Origin of the sequence: Dolichospermum flos-aquae CCAP 1403/13F, assembly GCF_012516395.1 — a bacterium.
GTDB classification, from domain to species: Bacteria; Cyanobacteriota; Cyanobacteriia; order Cyanobacteriales; family Nostocaceae; genus Dolichospermum; species Dolichospermum lemmermannii.
The window spans coordinates 545,140-568,980 of sequence record NZ_CP051206.1 but is presented as its reverse complement, the minus strand read 5'-3'; the positions used below and the strand labels follow the sequence as shown (position 1 = coordinate 568,980).

Genomic DNA, 23,841 nt, shown 5'->3' with positions numbered 1-23,841 from the left:
AATGATAATTGACAACTAACAACTGTACGGGCGAAGCATTTGGAGAACTATTTCTGGCAATGACCGATAATTTATCTTCCAAATGCTTCGCCCCTACTGACAACTGACCACTGACTAAAGACTAATAATTACCTTAACTTGCATATTAGTAAATTTAGCTGCTTGCTGACTAGAAGCTGTATTTAATCGGATATGAACCTTGACTATTCTGTTATCAATATTGCTAGAAGGATCTGTATTAGTGAGATTTTGCTTTCTTACCTGTAAACCGATTCTTTCTACTTTTCCTTGCAATTCTTGAGGAAAAATATCACCAACTATCCGCACCTGTTTACCTTGGAGAATTTTGGTAATATCACTTTCGTAAACTTCAGCAACTACATACATTTGACTGGTTTTACCAATGTCAGCAATGCCATTATTAGTAATCAATTCTCCTGGGTGGGTATGGATTTCAAATACTTGTCCATTTTGAGGAGATTTTACATAAGCTTTCTGGAGATTAATAGTAGCTTTTTTCACTAATACTTCTGCCCGATTTAATTCGGCTATTGCAGCTTCTACATCTACTTTCCTAACTTCAGAAATCTGATCTAGTGTTGCTGAAGCTTCCTTTTTTCGTTGTTGGCTACTTAATTCCAGCTTTTTTAATTGTGATTGTGCCGCTTCAAGACTTTTTTTAGCCGTTTCTACATTCAAGCTTTTACTATCTCTTTGAGACGCAGAAATTGCCCCTTCTGTATATAATTCTTGATAACGTTTATTTTCAGATTCAGCATTGAGTAATTCTGCCTGCAATTTTTCTAGAGTTGCTTTTTGAGTATCAATATCACCTTGACTTTCTACAGCTAATCTGTCAATTATCGCTTTTTGAGCCGTAATTTCTCCTTGTTTAACACCTGCTTGAATTTGAGCTATTTTAGATTGAATTATCCTCACTTCTGCCTTGGCTTCTGTTAATTCTGCTTGCAAGCGATCGCTATTATCTAAAATAGCAATTGTCTGTCCTACTTTGACCATATCTCCCTCCTGAATTAATATCTTTTCGACTCGACTTCCTTCTCCAGATACAGGTGCTGATAATTTAATTACTTCCCCCTCTGGTTCAATTCTACCTAGGGCTGTGACTGTTTTTATCTCTGGTATTGCGATCGCAGCAGTTGCTAATTTTTGATTATCTATATCCCGAAATTTTAGGACAATAAAAACACTAATACTAGCCACAGATAAAGATGCCAGCATAGCAATAGCTATAGCTAATCGGAGAATAGACTGAGAAGATAATGAACCTTGTAGCTTGTGGTTTTGCACAACTGCATACCTTTTCAGTGCTGTTTCAAAATTAGTTAATGAAAAATATGAGGTAGAAAACGCAATCCTGGAAAACCTAAAAATGTATATCTAGACAAAATCGGTTTAGTCAATTTATTGCATTACAGATGACAAATCAATTCTAGATTTTTGACAGAAACGAACATTTAGAGATAATATGCCAGAATAGAAAGTCAGATGGTTAACCAATGACAGTTTTAATAAAAATAGTATGTTTTCGACAAAATGATTTAATTTAAATTCACTCTTAATTTCTGTTGACGACTCTGCGGGAGATAAAAAACGTGAATACTGACAGTTTAAGTTTTATCAATTAAAACAAACCCCGTTTCCCATTTGGACGCACTGTGAGCCAATTGGTCTTAGCTACAGCCAATTGGTCATCAGTTATTTTAGCACCAGTAAGATTAGCTCCAGACAAATTAGCTCCCCGCAGATTAGCTTGACTGAGATAAGCTCGGCTGAGGTTTGCACCGCTGAGGTCTGCTGCTTCTAAATCAGCATTACTAAAATAAGCCTTGCTTAAATCCGCATCTTTGAAATTTGCTTCTTTTAAACTTGCTCTCCCAAAGTCGGTATTGTGAAGATTAGTTCCTTGAAAATTGGATTTATGAAATTGAGCAGCATAAAAATTAGCTGCTGATAAGTTAGAATTAACCACAATCAAGCGAATAAAATTGTAGCCAGCAAAATCTCGTCGTCCTTTTTCATAGGCTGCTATTAGACTTTGGGAATCTAATGTTCGCGCAGCGAATGGATCACCATGATAATTTACATCTCTAGCTGCTGATTTTGGGGCTGATTTAGATGCAAATTCTCCACCCTGAGTTTGTCCATGTTTCCATTCCATTCCTCCTGGTGTCTTGTCTTTTCTAGCTCGAATAGATGCAGCTAATTTTGCTACACCATCATTGTTAGCACGAGTATAATTAATAGAATCAATACCAGAATTTGAATTGTTCTGTGTTGATGCAGAGCCGGAGGGTTTGGATAGTAATCCTTGGGCTAAACTATCTAAATATGGCTCCATGTCCAAAGCTTTGAGTACGTCTTGTGCTACCTGATAGCGATTGCGTACTGTTACCTCCAACATTTTTTTCAATACATTGGTCAAATGGTCGCTGATGTCTACCAGATGCTCCCACATCATGTCCCCTGTGGTGGGATTGTATTCTAAATCTTTAGGAATTTTGGCAGTCAGCAAATAAATACAAGTCACTCCTACTGCATAGATATCACTGGCATAAACCGGACGCATCGCCATTTGTTCTGGGGGTGCAAAACCAGGAGTCCCTATCGCATAAGCTGTTAAAGCTGATTGTTCTAATTGACTGGTTGTGACTTGACTAAATTGGTTTTTGACAGCACCAAAATCAATTAGTACCAATCTGGCATCTTGAGAACGACGAATTAAGTTAGCTGGTTTAAGATCACGGTGAATTACCTGTTGCTCGTGGATATATTGCAGCAAGGGCATGATTTCACTTAAAAATTGTCTGACTCCGGTTTCACTATAAACTCCATTTTTTTTCACTTCTTGCTGGAGAGTAAAACCGCTCACATATTCTTGAACTAAATAAAATTGATTGTTATCTTCAAAATAGTCCAGCAGCCTGGGTATTTGCGGATGATTACCGATCTTACCTAAAGTTTCCGCTTCTCTGGCAAATAGCTCCCGTGCCATTTTTAATATGTACGGAGTCGTACTTGATGGACGTAATTGCTTAATTACACAAGGAGCTTTCCCTGGCAGCTTTTCTTCTATTGCTAAAAATGTTGCCCCAAAACCACCTTGAGCAATTGGTTTCATCGGCCGAAAGCGATCACGCAACAATAATTGCGAGCCACAAGCTTGACAAGTTTGAACAGATGCTGAATTTTTGGGATCGGGACAAGTCGGATTTACGCAGTAGCTCATGCACTATTAACTCATTGCACGATGATTGACACTCCCCGGTCTAAAGACACGGGGATTCTTGGTTCAACGAGACCACTTAAACTAGTGGTCTGTCAAATTTATTTTTGACGGGTTTTTGGTAATGCGGGCATACTATGGCTAACGCCACGCTGCGCTATCGACAAGCTCAGTACAAGTCTTGCCCGCGTGAGCGAGACGCTCACACTACAGTCCATCATTTTTATCTTGACAGACTACTAGGAGGAAACTAGAACAATGCAGTAGAACCGCATAGATTTAATTGTCAAGGTACAGAAAAGCCATTAGGCAGTTAGGTTTTTAGACAGGTTGATTACCCTTCCTGTGACAAATAGTATAACACTAATCGTCACTGGTGACCCTTGCATCTTACCTATTTACAGATTAGATAGCACCTCTTTAGCAGCAGCTAATGTCTGTTCAATATCTTCGGAAGTATGTGCTAAAGAAGTAAAACCAGCTTCAAATTGAGATGGGGCTAGGTAAATACCATGCTCTAACATTCCGCGATGGAAACGACCAAATTTAGCTGTATCAGCCTTTTTGGCATCTTCATAGTTATGCACAGGTCCAGCGGTGAAGAATAGCCCAAACATGGCACTAATATGACCACCACAGGCAGCATGACCCGTATCTGCACAGATTTTTAGCAATCCATCAGCTAACTGTTTGGTAATTTTTTCTAAATACTCATAAGTACCGGGTTTGTTGAGTAGTTCCAGGGTTTTAATTCCCGCTGTCATGGCTAAAGGATTACCGGAAAGAGTCCCAGCTTGATAAACTGGGCCTGCGGGGGCAACCATTGACATAATCTCACGGCGGCCACCATAAGCGCCGACGGGTAAACCACCACCAATGACTTTACCCATTGTAGTTAAATCGGGGGTAACACCAAATTTAGCTTGTGCGCCACCGTAGGCAATGCGGAAGCCTGTCATGACTTCATCAAATACTAATAATGCCCCATATTCTTGAGTAAGTTCCCGTAGTCCTTCTAGGAAACCAGCATCAGGGGTAATAAAACCAGCGTTACCAACTACGGGTTCAAGAATAACTCCGGCGATTTCCTGGGGGTTTTGTTCAAATAAGGCTTTTACGGCTTCCAAATCATTGAAAGGCGCGGTTAAGGTGTTGGCTGTGACGGATTTTGGTACTCCTGGGGAGTCGGGTAAACCCAGGGTAGCAACACCAGAACCGGCTTTGACCAGGAACATATCTGCGTGTCCGTGATAGCAGCCTTCAAATTTGATCAATTTTTCTCGATTTGTAAAGGCTCGCATCAGGCGTAATACCGCCATACAAGCTTCTGTGCCAGAGTTAACGAATCTGACCATTTCGACGCTAGGAACGGCATCAATGACCATTTCGGCTAAAACGTTTTCGAGAGCGCAGGGAGCGCCAAAACTTGTGCCTTTATCTAGGGCTGCGTGTAGTGCGGATATGACTTCTGGATGAGCATGACCACAAATAGCGGGGCCCCAAGTCCCAACATAGTCAATGTATTTGTTGCCGTCTACATCCCAAATATATGCGCCATTAACACGATCAAATACGATGGGTTGTCCACCGACGGATTTAAAAGCGCGAACGGGAGAACTGACTCCTCCGGGCATCAGGTTTTGAGCAGCAGCAAAGATTTCTTGTGATTTTGTGGTTTTAATTGTGGTGTTTACCAAGGGTATCTCCTATGAGGTGGTGATTAAAATTGAGCTTCTATCTTAGGATAGGGTGAAAAGTTGCTTGTGAATTTCTCTGGTATGGGATTAGCTGAAAATGGTATCTTGAGTCAAAGAATTATTGTAAATTAACTGGTATGTCTTCTTCTGAACTGAAATCGCTTTCATCTGCTATCCCTGTGGAAAAAATTCGCTACGATGACAAGGGTTTAGTGCCGGCAATTATCCAAGATTATTTGGATGGAACTGTGTTAATGATGGCTTGGATGAATCGGGAATCGTTGCAAAGGACTTTGGACACTGGGGAAACTTGGTTTTGGAGTCGTTCCCGGCAGGAATTTTGGCACAAGGGCGCGACTTCTGGACATATTCAGAAGGTACAAACTATTCGTTATGACTGTGATAGTGATGCTCTGTTAATCGGGGTGGAGCAGTTGGGTGATGTAGCTTGTCATACTGGAGAACGTAGTTGTTTTCATCAGGTTGATGGCACGGTGACACCACCACCAGGGGATAGTTTATCACAATTGTTTGCGGTAATTTGCGATCGCCGCGATCGCCCCAATGAAGATTCTTATACCTGCAAGTTATTGGCTGGTGGTGATAATAAGATTTTGAAAAAGATTGGTGAGGAAAGTGCGGAGGTAGTCATGGCCTGTAAGGATGATGATGCCGATGGAATTGCTGGTGAAGTTGCAGATTTGTTTTATCATACTCTTGTAGCCTTAGCGCATCATCAGGTTGATTTAAAAGCAGTTTATCGGAAGTTGCAAGAAAGAAGGAAATAGGCGAATTTATGAATAATTGTCTGATAGCGTAGCGTGGCGCAAGCCATATCAGAATAACCACAACAAAAAATCTCCAAATAGTGAAAAGGTAACTTTATATAGCTTGTGCTACACTATCAGACAATTTCCCAATCTTCAATTTGTAACCCTTTAACTTGTTTAAATTCCCTGACATTGTGAGTAACTAAAATTAGATTATTAACTAAAGCAATAGAAGCAATTTGTATATCATTTGAACTAATAGGAGTTCCAGAATTTGCTAAATCAGCGCGAATTTTGCCATAATTTTCTGCACATTCATCATCAAAAGGTAAAGAAACAAATTGTTCTATGAATATTTTTTGTACAGCTATGGCTTTTTGAGGATTATTACTACGCATAGAACCATAAAATAATTCAGCTTTGACTACAGAACAAACCGCAATTTTTTCAGGTTCTAAATTATCAAGATGATGATTAATGCTGAGAGATTTACCCTTGAGATACATGATACAAACATTCGTATCTAGTAATTGATTTATGATTTTCGTTGTTAATTTATCTGGTAAATCAATTGTTACTTGCATAATTGGAAAATATCCTAATGGTGCTTAGTTAATTATTTTAGCATAAATTTGTTAAAAGTTTAATGTCGTAATCAGGATATCCAGGATTTAAGGATTCACAGGATGTTATTTGTCTGAATCAGGATATCCAAGATTAGAGGATTTACAGGATGTTTTTTAGAAAATATAGGTTTTTGTGAATGATAGAAAATATATTTTTCTCTAAATCATAATTTATAATCATTAAACATTCACAGAAAATCTACAAATAACAATCCTGTACATCCTAAAATCCTGGTTATCCTGATATGGCTTGCGCCACGCTACGCTATCAGACAACCACAACAAAAAATCTCCAAATAGTGAAAATGTAACTTTACCTATTTGTTAATAACTAAAAACTTCAGAGGAATATTATTAGCTTCCCAGTATTCTTTGGCTGAATTTAAAATATCCAATGCTATTTGGTACTGTGTCGGTTCAGCTTGAGCAAAGATATCAGCATGATGATATAATATCACATATCTTTGAGCCGGACACCATGTTAAATCGGTGATACATTCATCAAAAGCATCCCAGTTAGCGCCGAAGTATGGAGGAATTTCCATTGCTTCAGCAGCTTGTTTTAAAAATGTTTGTTTGTTATTAATTTTTTTACCATCAAGATAAAAAACTTTATGATTCATAGATTTATGGTGAGGAAATAGGTTAGCAAAATTGTCTGAATCAGGTGGTTATCGAGCGAAGTCAAGATAATGTCCACCGATTAGAGGATTTACAGGATGATAAAATATAAAATGGACGATTGTTAATAAAAATCTATAAATCTTAAAATCATGTAGATGATAATTTTAACTTTGTTCAAGTATTGTGTTATAATTAATTCAGAGTTAGAAGAGTAAAAATATCATGATTTTAGCTGTTAAAAATGCTCTTTCCACAATTGCACCCAAGTTAACTTATGATGTGTTAATTGAAAACCAAGAAGATGGCACTGTGAAAGCGACATTATTAAGTTTACCAGAATGTCAAGGTTTAGGTGCGAATAAAGAGGAAGCATTAAATAATCTTATTCAGCTTTTTCAAGCACGAAAACCAGAAATAGTAACTTTAGAAATTGAACCAGATAAAACAGAACATCCTTGGCTGAAATTTTCAGGAATGCACAAGGATAATCCTCTGTTTACTGAATCACTAGAAGATATAAAAAATGAAGGTAATGCTTGGGATGTGCTAGAGGCATTAACAGGAACTATTGAAGCACCAAGTGATTGGTCAAGTCAACATGATTTTTATTTATATGGTAATCCTAAACAGGACAATGAGATCAGAGAATGAATCAGGAAAGACTATTTTTAGATACGGTATTTATTCAGGCTCTACTAAATAAGAATGATCAATACCATACTCAAGCAAAAGCATTATTACCAAGGGTGAAAAATGCCGTTGAAGTATGGGTAACAGAAGCCATTTTAATAGAAGTTGGTAATGCTTTAAGTGCAGTGAACCGCACAGCATCAGTTCAGTTTATTAATCAGTGTTATCAAACAGATAATATCAAAGTTGTCAGTGTAGATACACCGCTTCTTATGGGTGCGCTGGAACTTTATCACAGTCGTCAAGATAAAAGTTGGGGTCTAACAGATTGTATCTCATTTGTTGTTATGAAAGAACAGGGTTTAATTTATGCTGTAACGGCTGATATTCATTTTGTTCAAGCTGGTTTTGTGGCTTTATTAAGGAAGCTAGAGAATTAATTTACTCTGAGGATTTTCAGGATATTTTTTGTCTGAATCAGGATGTCCACCGATTAAAGGATTAACAGGATGATAAAATATAGAATGGACGATTGCTAATAAAATTCTATAAATCTTAAAATCATGTAGATGATAATTTTAACTTTCTTCAAGTATTGTGTTATAATTAATTCAGAGTTAGAAGAGTAAAAATATCATGATTTTAGCTGTTAAAAATGCTCTTTCCACAATTGCACCCAAGTTAACTTATGATGTGTTAATTGAAAATCAAGAAGATGGCACGGTTAAAGCGACATTTACTTTAATTAATTCCGGTATGGCTGTTATTTCATTTGACTTTTCTTCTACTTTACATTGTCCTAATACTAATTTATTACTAGTTGCCCATGCACTTACCATGTGAATCGCACCTTTATCCTTTCCTTTATCATATGAATGCCTTAATGTTTTCCCATCTATTGCTATGACTTCTCCTTCTGTAATTTTATTGATAGATTTTATCCAACTCAAAAAACAATTCTGAAATTGTTGCGGATCTATTCTCGCAAATACTCTGGCGAATGTATCATGAGATGGAATCCCGTTTGGAAGTTCTAAAAATTGTTTTAGCCATTTTTCTTTCTTTTTTCCATAAGCCTCCATCAATACCCAACTATCTACTCCACAGATCACTGCACAAATCGCAATGGTTACTATATCTATTAATTTATGCCTTTTTGTTCTCTCAACTCTTTTATCTTCTAAATCTTTAAAGTGATCTACTATTGTGATTTTTGGTGGTAGCTTCATTTTGTGAATTTTGTCTCTTTAGTTTTATTGAGAATACCACTTCAACTCATTTTATTGATTCTTATAGAAACGAATTTACCATCAAATTTTCTTCATACTCATTTATTGGCTTGATATTAACATGGTAATACTGCCCTTTTTATCTATTCATAGAAGTTACATTTTGTCAAAAAAAATTAGATGCGTTTCCCCTGTCTAAATGTCCTACATTTTAGCGAAGCTGCGGGTAATATTTACACTGAATTAGTTAAGCAAAAAATCCGCGTTGGTACTCAAGATTTACGCATTGCTGCAATTACATTATCAGTCAAGGGGATTTTAGTAACTCGTAATTTTAAAGATTTTGAAAAAGTTCCTAATTTGCGTTTAGAAGATTGGAGTATTAGTGAATAATGTCTGAATCAGGATTACCAGGATTAACAGGATGTTTTTTAGAAAATATAGGTTTTTGTGAATGATAGAAAATATATTTTTCTCTAAATCATAATTTATAATCATTAAACATTTACAGAAAATCTACAAACTACAATCCTGTACATCCTTAAATCCTGGTTATCCTGATTCTGACAACCACAACCAACAATCTCCAAATAGTGAAAATATAATTTTACCTATTTGTTAATAACTAAAAACTTGAGAGGAATATTATTAGCTTCCCAGTATTCTTTGGCTGAATTTAAAATATCCAATGCTATTTGGTACTGTGTCGGTTCAGCTTGAGCAAAGATATCAGCATGATGTTATGATATGACATATCTTTGAGCCGGACACAGGGCAAACGCACCTAAATTCTGTAATCCATGCCCAGCAAGGGTTTCAACCTTTAGTTACAAAAATTAACAATCGTCAAAACCTTTGTCCAGTAAGCATTCTAAAAATAAGATGCGCTTGCCCTGGAGCCGGACACCATGTTAAATCGGTGATACATTCATCAAAAGCATCCCAGTTAGCACCGAAGTATGTAGGAAATTCCATTGCTTCAGCAGCTTGTTTTAAAAATGTTTGTTTGTTATTAATTGTTTTACCATCAAGATAAAAAACTTTATGATTCATAGATTTATGATGAGGAAATAGGTTAGTAAAATTGTCTGAATCAGGATGTCCAGGATTAAAGGATTTACAGGATGATAAAATAGACCATTGCTAATAAAATCCTATCAATGACTACTTTAACCGCCATATCTTGATAGTCTTGTCACTACTCCCACTAGCCAGAGTTTGACCATCGGGACTGTATGCTACAGACACAACCGGGTTAGAATGACCAGTGAGGGTTTGCAGTAGGTTTCCCGTTTTCACATTCCACAGTTTGATAGTCTTGTCATCACTCCCACTAGCCAAGGTTTGACCGTCGGGGCTGTATGCTACTGAGCTAACCGGGGAAGAATGACCAGTGAGGGTTTGTAGGAGGTTTCCTGTTTTTACATCCCATATCTTGATAGTGTTGTCCCAACTCCCACTAGCCAGAGTTTGACCATCGGGGCTGTATGCTACTGACCAAACCGATCTAGAATGACCAGAGAGGGTTTGTAGGAGGTTTCCTGTTTTTACATCCCATATCTTGATAGTGTTGTCATAACTCCCACTAGCCAGAGTTTGACCATCGGGGCTGTATGCTACTGAAATAACCATGTCAGAATGACCAGAGAGGGTTTGCAGTAGGTTTCCCGTTTTCACATTCCACAGTTTGATAGTCTTGTCATCACTCCCACTAGCCAGGGTTTGACCATCGGGGCTGTATGCTACTGACCAAACCGAGTCAGAATGACCAGAGAGGGTTTGTAGGAGGTTTCCTATGAATCTATTACTAATAACTTGTGGTTGTGATGTTGATTCCACCACAACAGATGGTTTTGCTTTAACAACTCCAGGAAAAATATCAACACCAAGATTTGTAGAGCGATCGCACCAATAGCATTTACCATAAGTTCGGCTATAGTAATGACTATCTACCCTGCCACATATAGTTAGCCTATCATTCCCTACTTTTAACGCCTCCAACCACTTCCTAGCCGTAGGGCGGAAATTAGGATTTTTATGCCCATCATTAAAGCATCTCAGAAAACATTGCTGAATCTCTGGATGAACAATCTCCAGGGGAATTGTTCTTGCTACTGCTGCAATTAAATTAGTTGACCCATTAATCCATAAACCCTGACAGATAAGTTCATTTATGTCTGGAATTTCCCCCGTACCTGTCCACTTTCCCTGAAAAGGATTATTACCACCAAATAATAATTGATAGATAATTACTCCTAACCGGAATCTATCATGTACTTCCGTTTGCTCAATACTATCAAAATCTTTGCCAATCAGTTCCGGTGGAGTACAGGGCAAGCGCATCTTATTTTTAGAATGCTTACTGGACAAAGGTTTTGACGATTGTTAAGTTTTGTAACTAAAAGTTAAAACCCTTGCTGGGCATGGATTACAGAATTTAGGTGCGTTTGCCCTGCGGTGGAGTATATCCCTCAGAACCAACTAAACAATTATAAACCTTACCATTTTTCGGATTTATCACCTGAAAAGAATCTGTATCAATAATTGAAGGTAAAGCCCGACAGGGGAAACATGATGAAGATGGGAATTTGGTTCTGTGGGTGGATTTGCTATCATTACCGCTAACTTCTGCACCCGTTCAGGTGTTGGAGAATGGTAAATTTTCGCTAAATAACCATTTTGATTAGTTCGCCAAATTTTCGCTTCACCACTATTAGCAATCTCTTTACCCAACAGAGTAATTGATTTTCCCGTAATGGCACAGGTAAAAACTGTCATATAATTTTAATTAGATGGGTTGAAATAAATATCAAATGGTATTCCTGGTAAAACATAAAACCCGCAAGGAAATGAATTTCCTTGCTAATAGCAAAAGTCATCTAAAGATGACTAAATGATCTGCAAATTCTTTAGTAAACTTCAGTTTACTTTAGCTATTAGCCCGGAAATTCATTTCTGGGCGGGTGTTGAAGCCAACAGATAAGCCATTTCTAGCATAAATTCATGTCATACCAATTGCATCCTATTCAAAGAGACACAAAAGCAAAGTTTTATCATCATCAGTACGAGAATTTAACCTTTCAGAATTGAGAAAATCAATCACATATTGATCATCATCTTCTGGTTTATCTGTTTCTCGCAAATATTCCTCTACTTTGCCACTAGAAACCCGTTTCATGGAAGTGGAAAGCCAATGAAATAAAGAGCGAAAATCTAAGCCATTCAGCATTACTGGAGGACGAGGTGCAATTTGTTTAAGTTTGTTCATATCTGCACCCTGAACACCAACAGTAAAAAACAACATTCGGCGCTGTTCTTCTTCTTCCCTCACCCTTTGCGCTGCACCTTGCCAATAATCTGTAGGTGCACCATCGGTAATTAAAAACACCCAAGGACGATAATAATGGACACCGTTATCTTTATAAGTCTGTTTGCGGGTTTCTAATAAATCCAAAGCGTATTCAATGGCTTCACCCATTGGTGTGACACCTTCTGTTTCTAGCTTGGGCGGTGTAAAATGGTCTATAGTGACAAAATCTTGCGTCAGTTTCACAGGTCCAAAGGTGACAATGGCAACTTCTACACTTAAAGAGGCTTGAGCATCTTTCATCACATCTTCCTTGAAAGCCGCCAAACCTCTATTTAACTCCTGTATAGGTTGTCCTGACATTGAGCCAGAAGTATCAAGCAAGAGAATTACCGGACAACGATTTTCTGGGTTTTCCACGAATTCAGGCAAACCTACTGGCATTTTTGATACTCCTGATTAATCAAGGTGAGATGCAAAATGTATAAACTAGATTTTACTTATTATTACATAGCTTAACATGGATGCTTGTACGGAATCAATACCCATAATGTCTAAATATTTAGTTTCATATTTATTCTTTCCCAATATCATGGATAACGTTGCTAATAGCATTTTCACAAATCATCAGTCATCTTATTTGATACGAACCACAGAGGCGCAGAGGACGCAGAGGTGGAGAGAAAGGAGACTGTTAGATTTTATTTAGCAACGTTATCTTGATAATTATTTGCTTTTTACCCCTTTACTAAAAATCCGATAGTACAACCAGGTACTAAATTCTTTGAGGGGAAATAGGATATAAGTCAAAGGATTTACTGTGACAATAATATTTCTAAAATCCCGTTTTGCAAAAAATACAATCCCCTTGGCAACCTGATTTGCTGACATCACACCATAAGGATTTAATTGACTTTTGAATGGACCTAAAATTAATTTGCGAATGACACAAGTTTGATCTAATCTTTTGAGGGTGACAATATCCCCTAATGCTCTTTTACTTAGTTCATACAAGGGGCTTAAAGCTGGGGAAACTTCCGCTTCTGAAGTATTTACCCAAATTTCTTTGGTGGCTTTGTCCTGGGGTCCTGTGACAGTTGCAGAAAAGATATCTATTAATTCCAAAGCGGAAAATGTGTTAACTTGATAGGAATTTTGAATGGCGGCTGAAGTACGATCTCCATAAACATTTATGCCATGATTGATAATGAGAATATCAACTTTATTTAAACTTTCTTTTAGTTGAGTTTCATTACCCAATTCCCATTTTACAATTTTGACTCGCTCTTGAACTGCGATTTTTTCAGGATTCGTTGTTAATGCCACAACTTTGGCATTATGCTTTAATAATTCCGCTGCTAATGCTTGTCCTAATGCACCGGAAGCACCTGTTAAGGCTACGGTTTTACCTTTGAGAGAAAGTCCTGTTCCTAGTATTTTATCCACTAGGGGAAGAACACCACTATAGTAAGCATTAACATCATCAAAATGATGTCGCCAATGATAGGTTCTATTTACCCACAAAACGGAGGGAATTGTGTCTAAGGGTCCGGGTAAATGATTGTAGTCTGTGTCTATTGTTCCTTGAAAATATCGCAGAGATGCACCGTATAAAAACGTGACTGCATAAGCAACTCCTAACCATAATCCCCATTGATGTGCTAGTAAGGCAATTATTGTTAATATTGTTACTAATATACCCGATTCGACGATATCGTGATACAACTGGGAATCTACGTAGGCTTTTTGGGAAGTTAAAGTTAAATCTCGACGGTACACAGCATGATGTTTATTGTGCCATTTCGCTAACCATGTTATCTGATGACACAAAGCATGATAAGCATCTCTGACAATTTCTGCGAGTAGGAGGGAGGAAAATCCCCAGGTTGTGAACTGGATACAGTTGTTTACTAAAACTGCATCAATAGTTAAGCTTTGAGCCAAAATCATCATCTTTTTGGTGATACCTCTTTTTCTTAATTAAACCAAGTTATTACCATCTTTGTCTAAAGTTATATCAATCCCTGATTTGCTCAATTAATCGCTGTTCTAGTAAATTTAATAATCCATCTATATCTTTTCCCACTTCTTGAAAACAGGTTTCTGGTGATGATTTGGGTGCAAATTGAATTAACTTAATTTCCCCTTTCCCAATTCCAATCATCACTACTTCTGTTTCCGGTTGGTTATTATCAATAATTCCTAAAATTTCTTGGAGACGATTTTCAACTCGCTCATTTAACTTCTCTATTTCGGTTTGGGGACAATAGACAAAATGGGGAGTTGGTTGTAAATCAATCCCAATAGTTCCCTGACGATTACCATTTTCTAACCACAATCCCCAAAAAAGTGCGGCTAGTTCTAACTGATTGTTTTTGACAAATCTATCTAATTGTCCGCGCCATTTGTTCTCTGCTGTTTCAGGTTGGGGAATACTAAACATGATGATTAATTTGTAATTTTATTTTTGCTATTTTAACCCAGATTGCACACGCCATAAACTGGTGTAAATGCCGTTTTTCTCTAACAGTTGTTCATGAGTTCCTGCTTCGACTAATTTGCCATGTTCCATGACATAAATGCAATCAGCATTGCGAATGGTGGAAAGACGGTGAGCGATCGCTATTGTGGTACGATTGACGGTAATCCGTTCTAAAGAACGTTGAATTGCAGCTTCTGTTTCATTGTCTACCGCTGATGTGGCTTCATCTAAGATCAAAATTGGTGGATCTTTTAATACTGCGCGAGCAATTGCAATCCGTTGTCTTTGTCCTCCCGATAATTTCTGCCCTCGTTCCCCCACAATTGTCTCATAACCTTGGGGCAAACTCATAATAAAATCATGAGCTTCCGCTATTTTCGCCGCCATGATGATGTTTTCATCGGTAGCGGTAAAAGTCCCATAGGCGATATTTTCTCCCACTGTACCATGAAATAAAAACACATCCTGACTCACCAAACCAATAGAGCGGCGTAAATCTCGCAAATTTAATTGTTGTAAATCAATTCCATCCAGAGTAATTTTACCACTTTGCACCTCATAAAATCGCAGTAATAGTTTAACCAAAGTGCTTTTCCCTGAACCTGTCGAACCCACAATTGCAATTGTATTTCCTGCGGGAATTTCCAAAGATAAATTGTGAATAATTGGATTTCTATTTTGATAAGCAAAACTCACATTTTGAAATTCCAAAGCCCCCCGAATCATATCTACAGGTAAATCAATATTTCCCGGATGAATTGCCATGGGAGTATCTAACAAATCCATCACTCGATTAGTAGAAGCCATTGCCCTTTGATACAAATCAAAAGTATCACCTAATCTGGTTAATGGCCACAGCAAAAGCTGAACTAAAAACACCAAAGAACTATAAGCACCTACAGCCAATCTTCCTTCTACCGCTGCCATACCGCCAAATAATAGCAAGATGGTAAAAGCGATTAAAATGAACATCCGAATAATCGGAATATACCCCGCAGATAAAGCAATCGCTTTCGCATTACTTTGACGATAAGCATTACTTTCAGATTCTACCCGCGCCGCTTCATAAGCTTCTGCTGTAAAACTTTTAATAGTGGTAATTCCACTCAAATTATTAGATAATCTCCCATTTAGTAACCCTACTTTCTCCCGAACTTCTGCATAACGAGGCGCAAGAAATTTCTGGCAAATTATCGAACCAAAGAGAATAAATGGCATGGGCAAAATTGCCATCCCAGCTACACTAGGAGCTAAAATAAAAAACGCAGCCCCAACAATAATAATAGTAGTAGTTACTTGAATAATGTCATTTGCACCCACATCCAAAAACCGCTCTAATTGGTTAACATCATCACTCAAAATAGACATTAAACCACCGGTACTGCGTTCTTCAAAATAAGCTAATTCTAATTCTTGTAAATGTTTATATGCGTCCAGTCGTAAATTATGCTGAATATTCTGTCCCAAATTGCGCCATAGTAACTTATAGGCATATTCAAACAATGACTCCAACACCCAAGTAATCACCGTCAACAAGGATAAAATCAGAAATTGCCCATAAATATCTTTTACGCCTAATCGGGCGATGATAGAATCTTGTTGCTTGACTACCACATCTACCGCAATCCCAATTAATACAGGGGGTGTTAAGTCAAAAACTTTATTGAGGATAGAAGCACCAATGGCCAGTCGAATTTGTTTAGTATACTGATGTCCATATTTAAATAGCCGCTGGAGGGGACGAACAGAATGTTTACGCCTTTTGGATAATCGGAGAGATTTAAATGGCATAGCCACATTAATTGATAATTACTTGCAGTTAATACTACCACATAATTGAGTTGATTTGTGATCAATATTGAAGCAATAGATACAGTTATCTTCCTTTAGGAACAGAAGAGATAATTTTGAAAAATTGGTAACTTGTAATTTGGCAAACTTCACTTTTGGGAATTATATTAGAAAATATTGTCGCTAAAATAATTATTCCCCGCAGCAAACAGCAGGGTATAATAACCGTATCAATAAACCAGATGTGCTAATTTTCAGTGAAGACTACCAAAACAGCAAATATTCCTCGTAAAACTTAGGGAATATGCCATATCAATCTTGATTTTGTGCAAAAATGCCAGTAATGTTGAGCAAATCTCCCTCCCAAAACCAGAACCAGACGTAAAAACTAGACAAATCAATATTATGTCTACTCCCAATCATCAGCAACTCTCACTCCCAGAAGCCAAGAAAATACTCAACAAATTCAACTGTCTGGATATCGCCCCCATTCTGAAACCGTCGGAGAAAATTCCCACCCGTGAGGCATTAATTTTTGTCACCAGTCTGACTGATTATCAAATTTTAGGTATTTGTGCTGATACAGCCGAAGAGGGAATTTTAGCCATGAAAACCTATTCTCGCGCTTTGGGTTATCAACCACCAACTGATTTACCGCAACCAGAAGGACCAGTTTACATCAAATTAAATGGCAAAAATGGCTTGTGTTATCTCGATTCCTATTCTGGTCATCATCGGGGAGTGCTAGTATCTTGTCAGTCCTATCAAGAGGGAGGAGTTAACGAAATGTATGGACATTTACCCCTCGATTTATTTGTCTAGAATTTCGTTTACAATCGTCTTTAGGGTGGGCATTGCCCACCTCATTCTTAATCACTAATTACCAGATAATATGAGCATTGTTACATTACAGTCAGTTAAAAAAGATTTTGGCATTAAAGAACTCTTAAAAGATGCTAATTTTAGTCTTGATACTAATGACAAAGTTGGTTTGATTGGTACTAATGGTTCTGGTAAATCAACTTTATTAAAAATGATCGCCCGCTTAGAATCAATTGATAGCGGCCAAATTTTAGTGAATTCTGGGGCAAAAATTGTTTACTTGCCTCAACAGCCCGATATGGACGAAAATCACACTGTTTTAGAACAGGTATTCGCTGATAGTGGTGAACAAATGAACCTCGTCAAAGAGTATGAAGAATTATCTGATAAATTGGCACATTACCCCGATGATAGTCAGTTAATGTCTCGTCTTTCTACTGTGATGGAGCGCATGGATGCAACTGGTGCATGGGAAGTAGAAACTAACGCCAAAATCATTTTAACAAAGTTAGGAATTGTTGATTTTGATGTGAAAGTTGGCACATTATCAGGGGGATATCGCAAACGAATTGCTTTAGCAGCAGCCTTGATATCAGAACCTGATTTATTGTTAATGGATGAACCAACAAACCATCTTGATGCTTTGTCTGTAGAATGGTTACAAAGTTATTTAAATCGCTATCGCGGCGCACTTTTATTAATTACTCATGATCGTTATTTTTTAGATAAAGTTACTAATAGAATTATCGAAATTGATCGAGGTGATATTTACAATTACACAGGTAATTATTCCTATTATTTAGAAAAGAAAGCTTTAGCTGAAGAATCTGCTGTTAGCACTCAGCGGAAACATCAAGGTCTTTTACGCCGCGAATTAGAATGGTTAAAGAAAGGCCCAAAAGCTAGAAGTACCAAACAAAAAGCCAGAATTGATCGCGCTCATGAATTGAGAGATACTGAATTTAAAGAAATTAATGGTAAGGTTGATATTTCTACCGTTGGCCGACGGATTGGTAAAAAAGTTATTGAACTCAAAAATGTTAGTAAAGCCTACAATAACAGGACTTTAATTCATAATTTTACTTATGAATTTAGTCCAGAAGATCGGATTGGTATTATTGGCGGTAATGGTGCAGGTAAATCTACTTTAATGGATATTATGACTGCCAGAATCAAACCAGATTCCGGTAGTGTGGAAATTGGGACTACAATTCATATTGGTTATTTTAACCAACATTCAGAAGAATTGTTGACGGCTGTAGATGATAATCAGCGAGTGATTGATTACATTAAGGAAGAAGGAGAATTTATCCAAATTTCCGACGGGACGAAAATCACTGCTTCCCAAATGTTAGAGAGATTTTTGTTTCCAGGAAATCAACAATATGCACCCATTAATAAACTTTCTGGTGGAGAAAAACGCCGTTTATTTTTATTACGTATTCTCATTAGTGCGCCCAATGTGTTGATTTTGGATGAACCGACTAATGATTTAGATGTGCAAACATTAGCGGTATTAGAAGACTATTTAGAAGATTTTAATGGTTGTGTGATTGTAGTTTCTCATGATCGTTACTTTTTAGATCGGACAGTAGACAGAATTTTTGCTTTAGAAGAAGGTGGAGGTTTACGTCAATATCCGGGTAATTATTCCATCTATTTAGATTATAAAAAAGCTGAAGAAGCAGAAAAACAAGAACCGTCAAAAACTGTAATTGTAGAATCAAAGGTTGTATCTCCAGTTGCAGAGACTAAAAAAGCCCGGAGGTTATCCAATTGGGAAAGACGGGAATTTGAGGAATTAGAACAGAAAATTGCCAAGTTAGAAACAGAAAAAACAGCAGCAGAAAAGAAATTAACAACTGTGGTTGGAAATTATAGCCAAGTGCAAAAGCTATATGAAGAGGTGGAAACTCTCAAGAAAAATATTGATTTGTCCACAGAACGCTGGTTGGAATTAGCGGAAATGGATTCTTAGAGGATGTTTGAAAAGTTTTTAATGTACAAACAGACCCCTCTCCAAACCTCTCCCCTACCAGGGGAGAGGCTTTAAAACCCCCATTCCCTTGTAGGGAAGGGGGGAGGGGGGTTAGGTTTTTGGAGATTATGGGTTTCATATAATACTTTTCAAACAACCTCTTAGGTTGCAATTAAATTAATCGTCTTGTTGAAGTCTTCAAATATACGTAGGGTGGGTTAGCAAAAGCGTAACCCACCATCTGATTAGGTAGTTATGTAAAATAAATTGCATATCTCATATAATTTATGCTTATAAGAGCTAATACATATATCTAAATTATTAAATAATTTAGGGATCTATTTATATTTAAGTTAATAGGCAAAAGTGACAAAATTGCAGCAATTATGTCCCTTTTTTTGGCTATTTTTAGTCCGTAATTGTCTACTTTTTAGTGATATTCTCAACCTAAAAGGGCAAATTTACGGATATTTGTGCGGAAAATGCTGTTATCATCAAGCTATTGAAAGTGACAAAACTGAAACAATTATGTCACTTTTATTTTGTCTAAGTCTCTAGACAGATGTTTTTATTTTTAATAGGATGTAGTCAGGAAATGAAAAAGTACAACGTTTCCGATTTTTTCTAGATTTTTTAAAACCAAGGAGAATACGAAGATGGCTAACATTCAAATCTTTGAAATTAATGAAGACGGAGAATTGCTAGTAAATGATCCAGCATTAGCAGGGGCGCTTCAAGAGTTAAAGCCTGAAGAAATTAACATGATAGTTGTTGGTGGTAAAGATACTGTTGTTATCAATAAGGTCAAACAATGTGGTTGCACCATAATTAAAAAATAACTAGCTTACTCGAAAATCGATCGTTACAACATAATAAATGTAGCGATCGCATTTTCAAGCGAAAAAATAATACAAGGAATTTGTCAAATGACAACAATAGAAACTGTAAAACAAGCTAACTTGGTGCGTGCGGGATTAATATCTGATAAAGCTTTTGAATTAATTATTTTACCAACAGAACAATGTAACTTTCGTTGTATTTATTGCTATGAAGATTTTTCCATAGGGAGAATGAAACCTGAAGTAATCTCAGGTATTAAAGCTCTTTTAGACAAACGATCTTCAAAGTTGAATTTTTTAAACCTATCCTGGTTTGGTGGTGAACCCCTGATTGCTAAGGATATTGTTTTAGATATCTCTGAATATGCTACATCTTTAGCGGCAAAAAATTCTCATTTGCAGTATTCAGGATCTATGACAACCAATGGTTATTTACTAGATATTAATACTGCTTCTGCTTTAGCTAATGTAGGGGTTACACATTACCAAATTTCCCTTGATGGACCAAAGGAAATTCATGATCAGAGCCGGATTCGGGCAGATGGTAAAAGTACATTTGAGCGAATTTGGAATAATTTACTAGCAATACGGGATAGTTCATTACCAGTTTCTATCTTGTTACGTCTTCATTTTAATCCAGATACATTTAACTTGCTTGATCCTTTGTTGGAAGATATTAAAAAAGAATTTTTACCTGATTCCAGGTTCTCTGCTTTCTTTAAAGGTATTGAGCATTTTGGTGGACCTAATGATAGTTCAATCAAGGTTTTTTCAGAAGCTGAGAAGGAAGCAGCTAATAAAATACTTCAATCTAAATTATTTGGTGATGATTTAAAATCACCACAGGATGGTAGTCCACCAGCGGAATATGTTTGTTATGCTGCACGTCCTAACTCCTTAGTTATTCGTGCTAACGGAAAAGTTAATAAATGTACAGTAGCGCTTACAGATGAACGTAATGACGTTGGTACTTTACAGCCAGATGGTCAGCTTAAACTTATACCAGGGCGTTTTGCTCCTTGGGTTCGTGGAATTGAAACCCTTGATTTTGAAACATTAGGTTGTCCTTTAGTTTCATTACCCAGTAGCGATGAAATTAGTGCTAATTTATCAAGAAAGTCTGTTGCTGTGTAAAAAAGGATTTTTTTCTCGTTCCCAGTCTCCGACTGGGAATGCTACTGAGAGGCTCTGCCTCCATGACTTAGTATCAATGAAGGCAGAGCCTTCCGTAATTCATTCCCATACAGAGTATGGGAACGAGAAACGAGAACATTTTTGTGTAGAATTTCTCGTTCCCAGTCTCCGACTGGGAATGCTACTGAGAGGCTCTGCCTCCGTGACTTAGTATCAATGAAGGCAGAGCCTTCCGTAATTCATTCCCATACAGAGTATGGGAACGAGAAACTATCATATCATTTGTTTATAGTGAATGATGAGGAATAAAATACCCCATTTTAATATTATTAAAAAAGGGGTTTTGTCTATTCTGCAATTAGTTAAATACTAATACTGTTGAGAACAAGTCTGGGTTGGAGATATTCGTAATTTACTAAACGTCCCTTATTATTCAATTCAATTTTTCTCTGTACCACATTCAATTCTTGCTGAAATTTATTCACAACTTGGTCAGCATTTCGATCTGTAAATTCTTCCTCTTCATAATATCCCAGTCTGTCATAACGATAGTCTGAAAGTATGTACACAGTTGATAATTGGGTATTTGTGGGCTTTGCTGGTGGTAGAAAATCTATGAGGGCTTGACGGTCTTCAATATCACCCTTTTGTTGAATTTCTTGATAAGCAGCTAGGGGCATATTAGGAATAAAACCCATGTATTCATATTGGGAGAAATTAACCGCCGAATGCTGAGGACCACAAATATATATGATAGTAGTAACAATCTCAACTAATTGTTCTAAGGTATCAATGCGATCGCTCATACCCTTAACTCTACCACCATCCTGAGCCACCAATTCCCGCGCCCAAGCTTGCAGTTCTCCGTCTGCTTTCAAGTCTGCTGAACTCTTGTAATAAAGTTGCAAATAGTTAAATACAAACTTATTAATCGCATTCCATAACAAAATTCCATCATCCCGATAAGGATAATGTGGCAAGTTTTTCACATCATCTACACCGCGATTTTTGAGTTCCCTAGGTAGAGCAAACTGGTCTAGACTCCAACTTTTATAGGCATCTACCACAATTTGCAATGATTCTTGCAGAGTTCCTGCTAATAATTCATCCACAAAACCGCCCCTACTAACCAGACGCTTGCGAGCTAAATCATTATTAGCCAACATAAACCGGAAATGGGGTTTGAGTAATATTCTCAGAGGATGATTTTCAGCCAGTTGACGCGGGGTGACGACAGCAAAGGGTTCCATTACCAGGTGAGTCCGGCATAAATGGCTGCTCATTTCATGATGATTAGCATCAGCAATTTGCACACAGGACTTAGCATAAAACCAGGTTAAAGGGTCATCAAAAGGAGTTAGCAAGGGGCTGACTTTACCTGCTTTGGGATTGATTTGAATGGCTACAGGTACTAATTGGCCTCGATCTTGAAAGCCTGAACTGCGCCAACAGAAAAAGGCTAGAGGTGCTGGTAGGTACTTTTTTCCTTTGGCATAAGTGCCACCTTGAACGAACGCCAAGGATCTATAATCAGCGACATATAGATTTCCTGTGGCCAATCTTTCGATTAAATTAATAGAATTGCCAAACTTATCCTGTAATTCTTCGATGGTAAAGGCAAAGTTAGCTGGCATTTGCTTAATTTGACGTAAAACCATCGGATTCACGCCACAAAGCCGTTGTTCCGCGAAGGAATCATCGGTTTCATAGGTTTTCATCACATTAGGTTTTTGCAAAACTGGGAAAAAGTCTTCATAATCTTGCAATTCATTTAAAGGATCCCACATAGCATGAGTTTTAACAGCCATCATATTTAGAGGAAGTTCTGCTGCCTCTAATGTCCGTTCAGCAATATACTTAGTAGAAAAATTCTCTGCGGGAGGTACGCTTTTGAGCATTGCCATAGGCGGCAAAAAATCATACATGAATTGATACTCTTTGCGGCCTTTCTCTAGAGAAGATTGGCGTTGTGCGGGGTTCGGGTCATTTTGAGGTAGAAATGGCTGCATAAAGGTTATTTTTCTTCCGAAGGATAAATAAATTTAGTCGAAAATCCAGTTTTTATAAATATTTTTAATATTTTTTAATTTTTGACATTTAGTTGTTTTAACACATCTTCATAAATATCTGCCATTGTCAAGGTTAAATTTACTGATTCTAACCGCAATTTATCATCTTTTCCTAATACTTCAGTTGACCAATTTCCTTGATTATCTTGACGATAAACTTCTACTTTTATTTGATTTTGGTAAATTAGAACATATTCCTTTAAACTATCTATGGTTTGATAATTAATGCGTTTTTCACGTTTGTCTATTGTTGCTGTGGAATTAGATAAAACTTCTATAATCAAATTAGGACGAGTTTTAAAGTATCTTTCCTTATCTTCAGGATCACAAGTAACAATAATATCAGGATAGTAGAATATATTAGCATTTCTGATTTTAACTTTTACTTTCATATCTGACACGAAAGCACGACAGGAACTCCCGCGAAGATGAGGACGTAGTATAGCGTAAATATTACCAGCTATCAGGTTATGTTCTTCGCTTGCACCCGCCATTGCAAAAACTTGTCCGGCCACATATTCATGGCGAATATCGCTAGATTTTTCAGCGTCTAGGTATTCTTCAACGGTGAGAATATTTAATGGAGATTGCATGAT

Annotated in this window: 21 protein-coding genes and 2 pseudogenes; 8 read left to right on the top strand and 15 right to left on the bottom strand. The window is 37.3% G+C overall.

All coding sequences use genetic code 11. The features are described 5' to 3' along the window. Window positions 1-114: 114 nt before the first annotated feature. The 3 genes from HGD76_RS03030 to hemL all read right to left on the bottom strand — a co-directional run bounded on the left by HGD76_RS03030 (window position 115) and on the right by hemL (window position 4,944). Window positions 115-1,311 (bottom strand): ABC exporter membrane fusion protein, encoded by a 1,197-nt coding sequence (locus tag HGD76_RS03030; protein ID WP_168694922.1) that lies wholly within the window; start codon window positions 1,309-1,311, stop codon window positions 115-117. A 334-nt stretch (window positions 1,312-1,645) separates the two neighbouring features. Beyond that, window positions 1,646-3,250, bottom strand: a complete 1,605-nt coding sequence (locus HGD76_RS03025; protein ID WP_168694921.1) for a serine/threonine-protein kinase — start codon at window positions 3,248-3,250, stop codon at window positions 1,646-1,648. Window positions 3,251-3,645: 395 nt separating this feature from the next. Then, window positions 3,646-4,944 carry a glutamate-1-semialdehyde 2,1-aminomutase gene (gene hemL, locus HGD76_RS03020; protein ID WP_148762320.1) on the bottom strand — a complete coding sequence of 433 codons (1,299 nt, stop codon included), beginning with the start codon at window positions 4,942-4,944 and terminating at the stop codon, window positions 3,646-3,648. A 137-nt stretch (window positions 4,945-5,081) separates the two neighbouring features. On the opposite strand from hemL, the gene hisIE reads away from it, so the two are divergent. After that, window positions 5,082-5,732, top strand: coding sequence for a bifunctional phosphoribosyl-AMP cyclohydrolase/phosphoribosyl-ATP diphosphatase HisIE (hisIE, locus tag HGD76_RS03015; protein ID WP_148762322.1), 651 nt, complete (start codon window positions 5,082-5,084; stop codon window positions 5,730-5,732). A gap of 116 nt (window positions 5,733-5,848) precedes the next feature. On the opposite strand, the gene vapC is transcribed toward hisIE, so the two are convergent. Both vapC and HGD76_RS03005 read right to left on the bottom strand, forming a co-directional pair. Beyond that, window positions 5,849-6,298, bottom strand: coding sequence for a type II toxin-antitoxin system tRNA(fMet)-specific endonuclease VapC (gene vapC, locus HGD76_RS03010; RefSeq protein WP_168694920.1), 450 nt, complete (start codon window positions 6,296-6,298; stop codon window positions 5,849-5,851). A gap of 359 nt (window positions 6,299-6,657) precedes the next feature. After that, entirely contained in the window at window positions 6,658-6,963 is a 306-nt protein-coding gene (locus tag HGD76_RS03005; protein ID WP_148762328.1) for a barstar family protein, read from the bottom strand. A gap of 223 nt (window positions 6,964-7,186) precedes the next feature. On the opposite strand from HGD76_RS03005, the gene HGD76_RS03000 reads away from it, so the two are divergent. Together HGD76_RS03000 and HGD76_RS02995 are read left to right on the top strand one after the other, a co-directional pair. Then, on the top strand, window positions 7,187-7,615 hold the full coding sequence (locus tag HGD76_RS03000) for a type II toxin-antitoxin system HicB family antitoxin (protein ID WP_168694919.1): 429 nt from the start codon (window positions 7,187-7,189) through the stop codon (window positions 7,613-7,615). Beyond that, window positions 7,612-8,034: a type II toxin-antitoxin system VapC family toxin gene (locus HGD76_RS02995; RefSeq protein WP_168694918.1), complete on the top strand. Its 423-nt coding sequence runs from the start codon at window positions 7,612-7,614 to the stop codon at window positions 8,032-8,034. The genes HGD76_RS03000 and HGD76_RS02995 overlap by 4 nt, the downstream gene beginning before the upstream one ends. 297 nt (window positions 8,035-8,331) lie before the next feature. On the opposite strand, the pseudogene HGD76_RS02990 reads toward HGD76_RS02995, so the two are convergent. Then, window positions 8,332-8,823, bottom strand: a pseudogene (locus tag HGD76_RS02990) (ISAs1-like element ISAsp2 family transposase); the annotation flags it as partial. 180 nt (window positions 8,824-9,003) lie between these two features. Here HGD76_RS02990 and HGD76_RS02985 point away from each other — a divergent pair. Beyond that, window positions 9,004-9,216, top strand: a complete 213-nt coding sequence (locus HGD76_RS02985; protein ID WP_233467021.1) for a type II toxin-antitoxin system VapC family toxin — start codon at window positions 9,004-9,006, stop codon at window positions 9,214-9,216. A gap of 453 nt (window positions 9,217-9,669) precedes the next feature. Here the strand turns inward: HGD76_RS02985 and HGD76_RS02980 are convergent, their stop codons facing one another. The 7 genes and pseudogenes from HGD76_RS02980 to HGD76_RS02950 all read right to left on the bottom strand — a co-directional run bounded on the left by HGD76_RS02980 (window position 9,670) and on the right by HGD76_RS02950 (window position 16,403). Beyond that, on the bottom strand, window positions 9,670-9,876 hold the full coding sequence (locus HGD76_RS02980) for a barstar family protein (RefSeq protein ID WP_168694917.1): 207 nt from the start codon (window positions 9,874-9,876) through the stop codon (window positions 9,670-9,672). A gap of 111 nt (window positions 9,877-9,987) precedes the next feature. After that, window positions 9,988-11,151 (bottom strand): annotated as a pseudogene (locus HGD76_RS02975) (WD40 domain-containing protein); the annotation flags it as partial. A 189-nt stretch (window positions 11,152-11,340) separates the two neighbouring features. Beyond that, window positions 11,341-11,601: a hypothetical protein gene (locus tag HGD76_RS02970; RefSeq protein ID WP_233467020.1), complete on the bottom strand. Its 261-nt coding sequence runs from the start codon at window positions 11,599-11,601 to the stop codon at window positions 11,341-11,343. A gap of 244 nt (window positions 11,602-11,845) precedes the next feature. Further along, window positions 11,846-12,574, bottom strand: a complete 729-nt coding sequence (locus tag HGD76_RS02965; RefSeq protein ID WP_168694915.1) for a vWA domain-containing protein — start codon at window positions 12,572-12,574, stop codon at window positions 11,846-11,848. Window positions 12,575-12,856: 282 nt separating this feature from the next. Further along, a complete protein-coding gene (locus HGD76_RS02960; RefSeq protein ID WP_168697345.1) occupies window positions 12,857-14,080 on the bottom strand; it encodes a bifunctional sterol desaturase/short chain dehydrogenase in 1,224 nt (407 codons plus the stop codon). 67 nt (window positions 14,081-14,147) lie between these two features. Then, window positions 14,148-14,573 carry a beta-carboxysome assembly chaperone CcmS gene (ccmS, locus tag HGD76_RS02955; RefSeq protein ID WP_168694914.1) on the bottom strand — a complete coding sequence of 142 codons (426 nt, stop codon included), beginning with the start codon at window positions 14,571-14,573 and terminating at the stop codon, window positions 14,148-14,150. 27 nt (window positions 14,574-14,600) lie between these two features. Further along, window positions 14,601-16,403: an ABC transporter ATP-binding protein gene (locus tag HGD76_RS02950; protein WP_210967709.1), complete on the bottom strand. Its 1,803-nt coding sequence runs from the start codon at window positions 16,401-16,403 to the stop codon at window positions 14,601-14,603. A gap of 405 nt (window positions 16,404-16,808) precedes the next feature. On the opposite strand from HGD76_RS02950, the gene HGD76_RS02945 reads away from it, so the two are divergent. The 4 genes from HGD76_RS02945 (at window position 16,809) to HGD76_RS02930 (ending at window position 21,176) form a co-directional block, all read left to right on the top strand. Further along, entirely contained in the window at window positions 16,809-17,225 is a 417-nt protein-coding gene (locus HGD76_RS02945) for a DUF1824 family protein (RefSeq protein ID WP_168694913.1), read from the top strand. A 70-nt stretch (window positions 17,226-17,295) separates the two neighbouring features. After that, window positions 17,296-19,203, top strand: coding sequence for an ABC-F family ATP-binding cassette domain-containing protein (locus HGD76_RS02940; protein ID WP_168694912.1), 1,908 nt, complete (start codon window positions 17,296-17,298; stop codon window positions 19,201-19,203). Between the two features lie 656 nt (window positions 19,204-19,859). Continuing rightward, complete coding sequence (locus HGD76_RS02935) at window positions 19,860-20,042, top strand: type A2 lantipeptide (RefSeq protein WP_168694527.1); 183 nt, start codon at window positions 19,860-19,862, stop codon at window positions 20,040-20,042. 87 nt (window positions 20,043-20,129) lie between these two features. Further along, entirely contained in the window at window positions 20,130-21,176 is a 1,047-nt protein-coding gene (locus HGD76_RS02930) for a radical SAM protein (protein WP_168694911.1), read from the top strand. A 362-nt stretch (window positions 21,177-21,538) separates the two neighbouring features. On the opposite strand, the gene HGD76_RS02925 is transcribed toward HGD76_RS02930, so the two are convergent. Both HGD76_RS02925 and HGD76_RS02920 read right to left on the bottom strand, forming a co-directional pair. Next, window positions 21,539-23,185 (bottom strand): lipoxygenase family protein, encoded by a 1,647-nt coding sequence (locus HGD76_RS02925; RefSeq protein WP_168694910.1) that lies wholly within the window; start codon window positions 23,183-23,185, stop codon window positions 21,539-21,541. 74 nt (window positions 23,186-23,259) lie between these two features. Beyond that, window positions 23,260-23,838 carry a Uma2 family endonuclease gene (locus tag HGD76_RS02920; protein WP_148762346.1) on the bottom strand — a complete coding sequence of 193 codons (579 nt, stop codon included), beginning with the start codon at window positions 23,836-23,838 and terminating at the stop codon, window positions 23,260-23,262. Window positions 23,839-23,841: the final 3 nt, after the last annotated feature.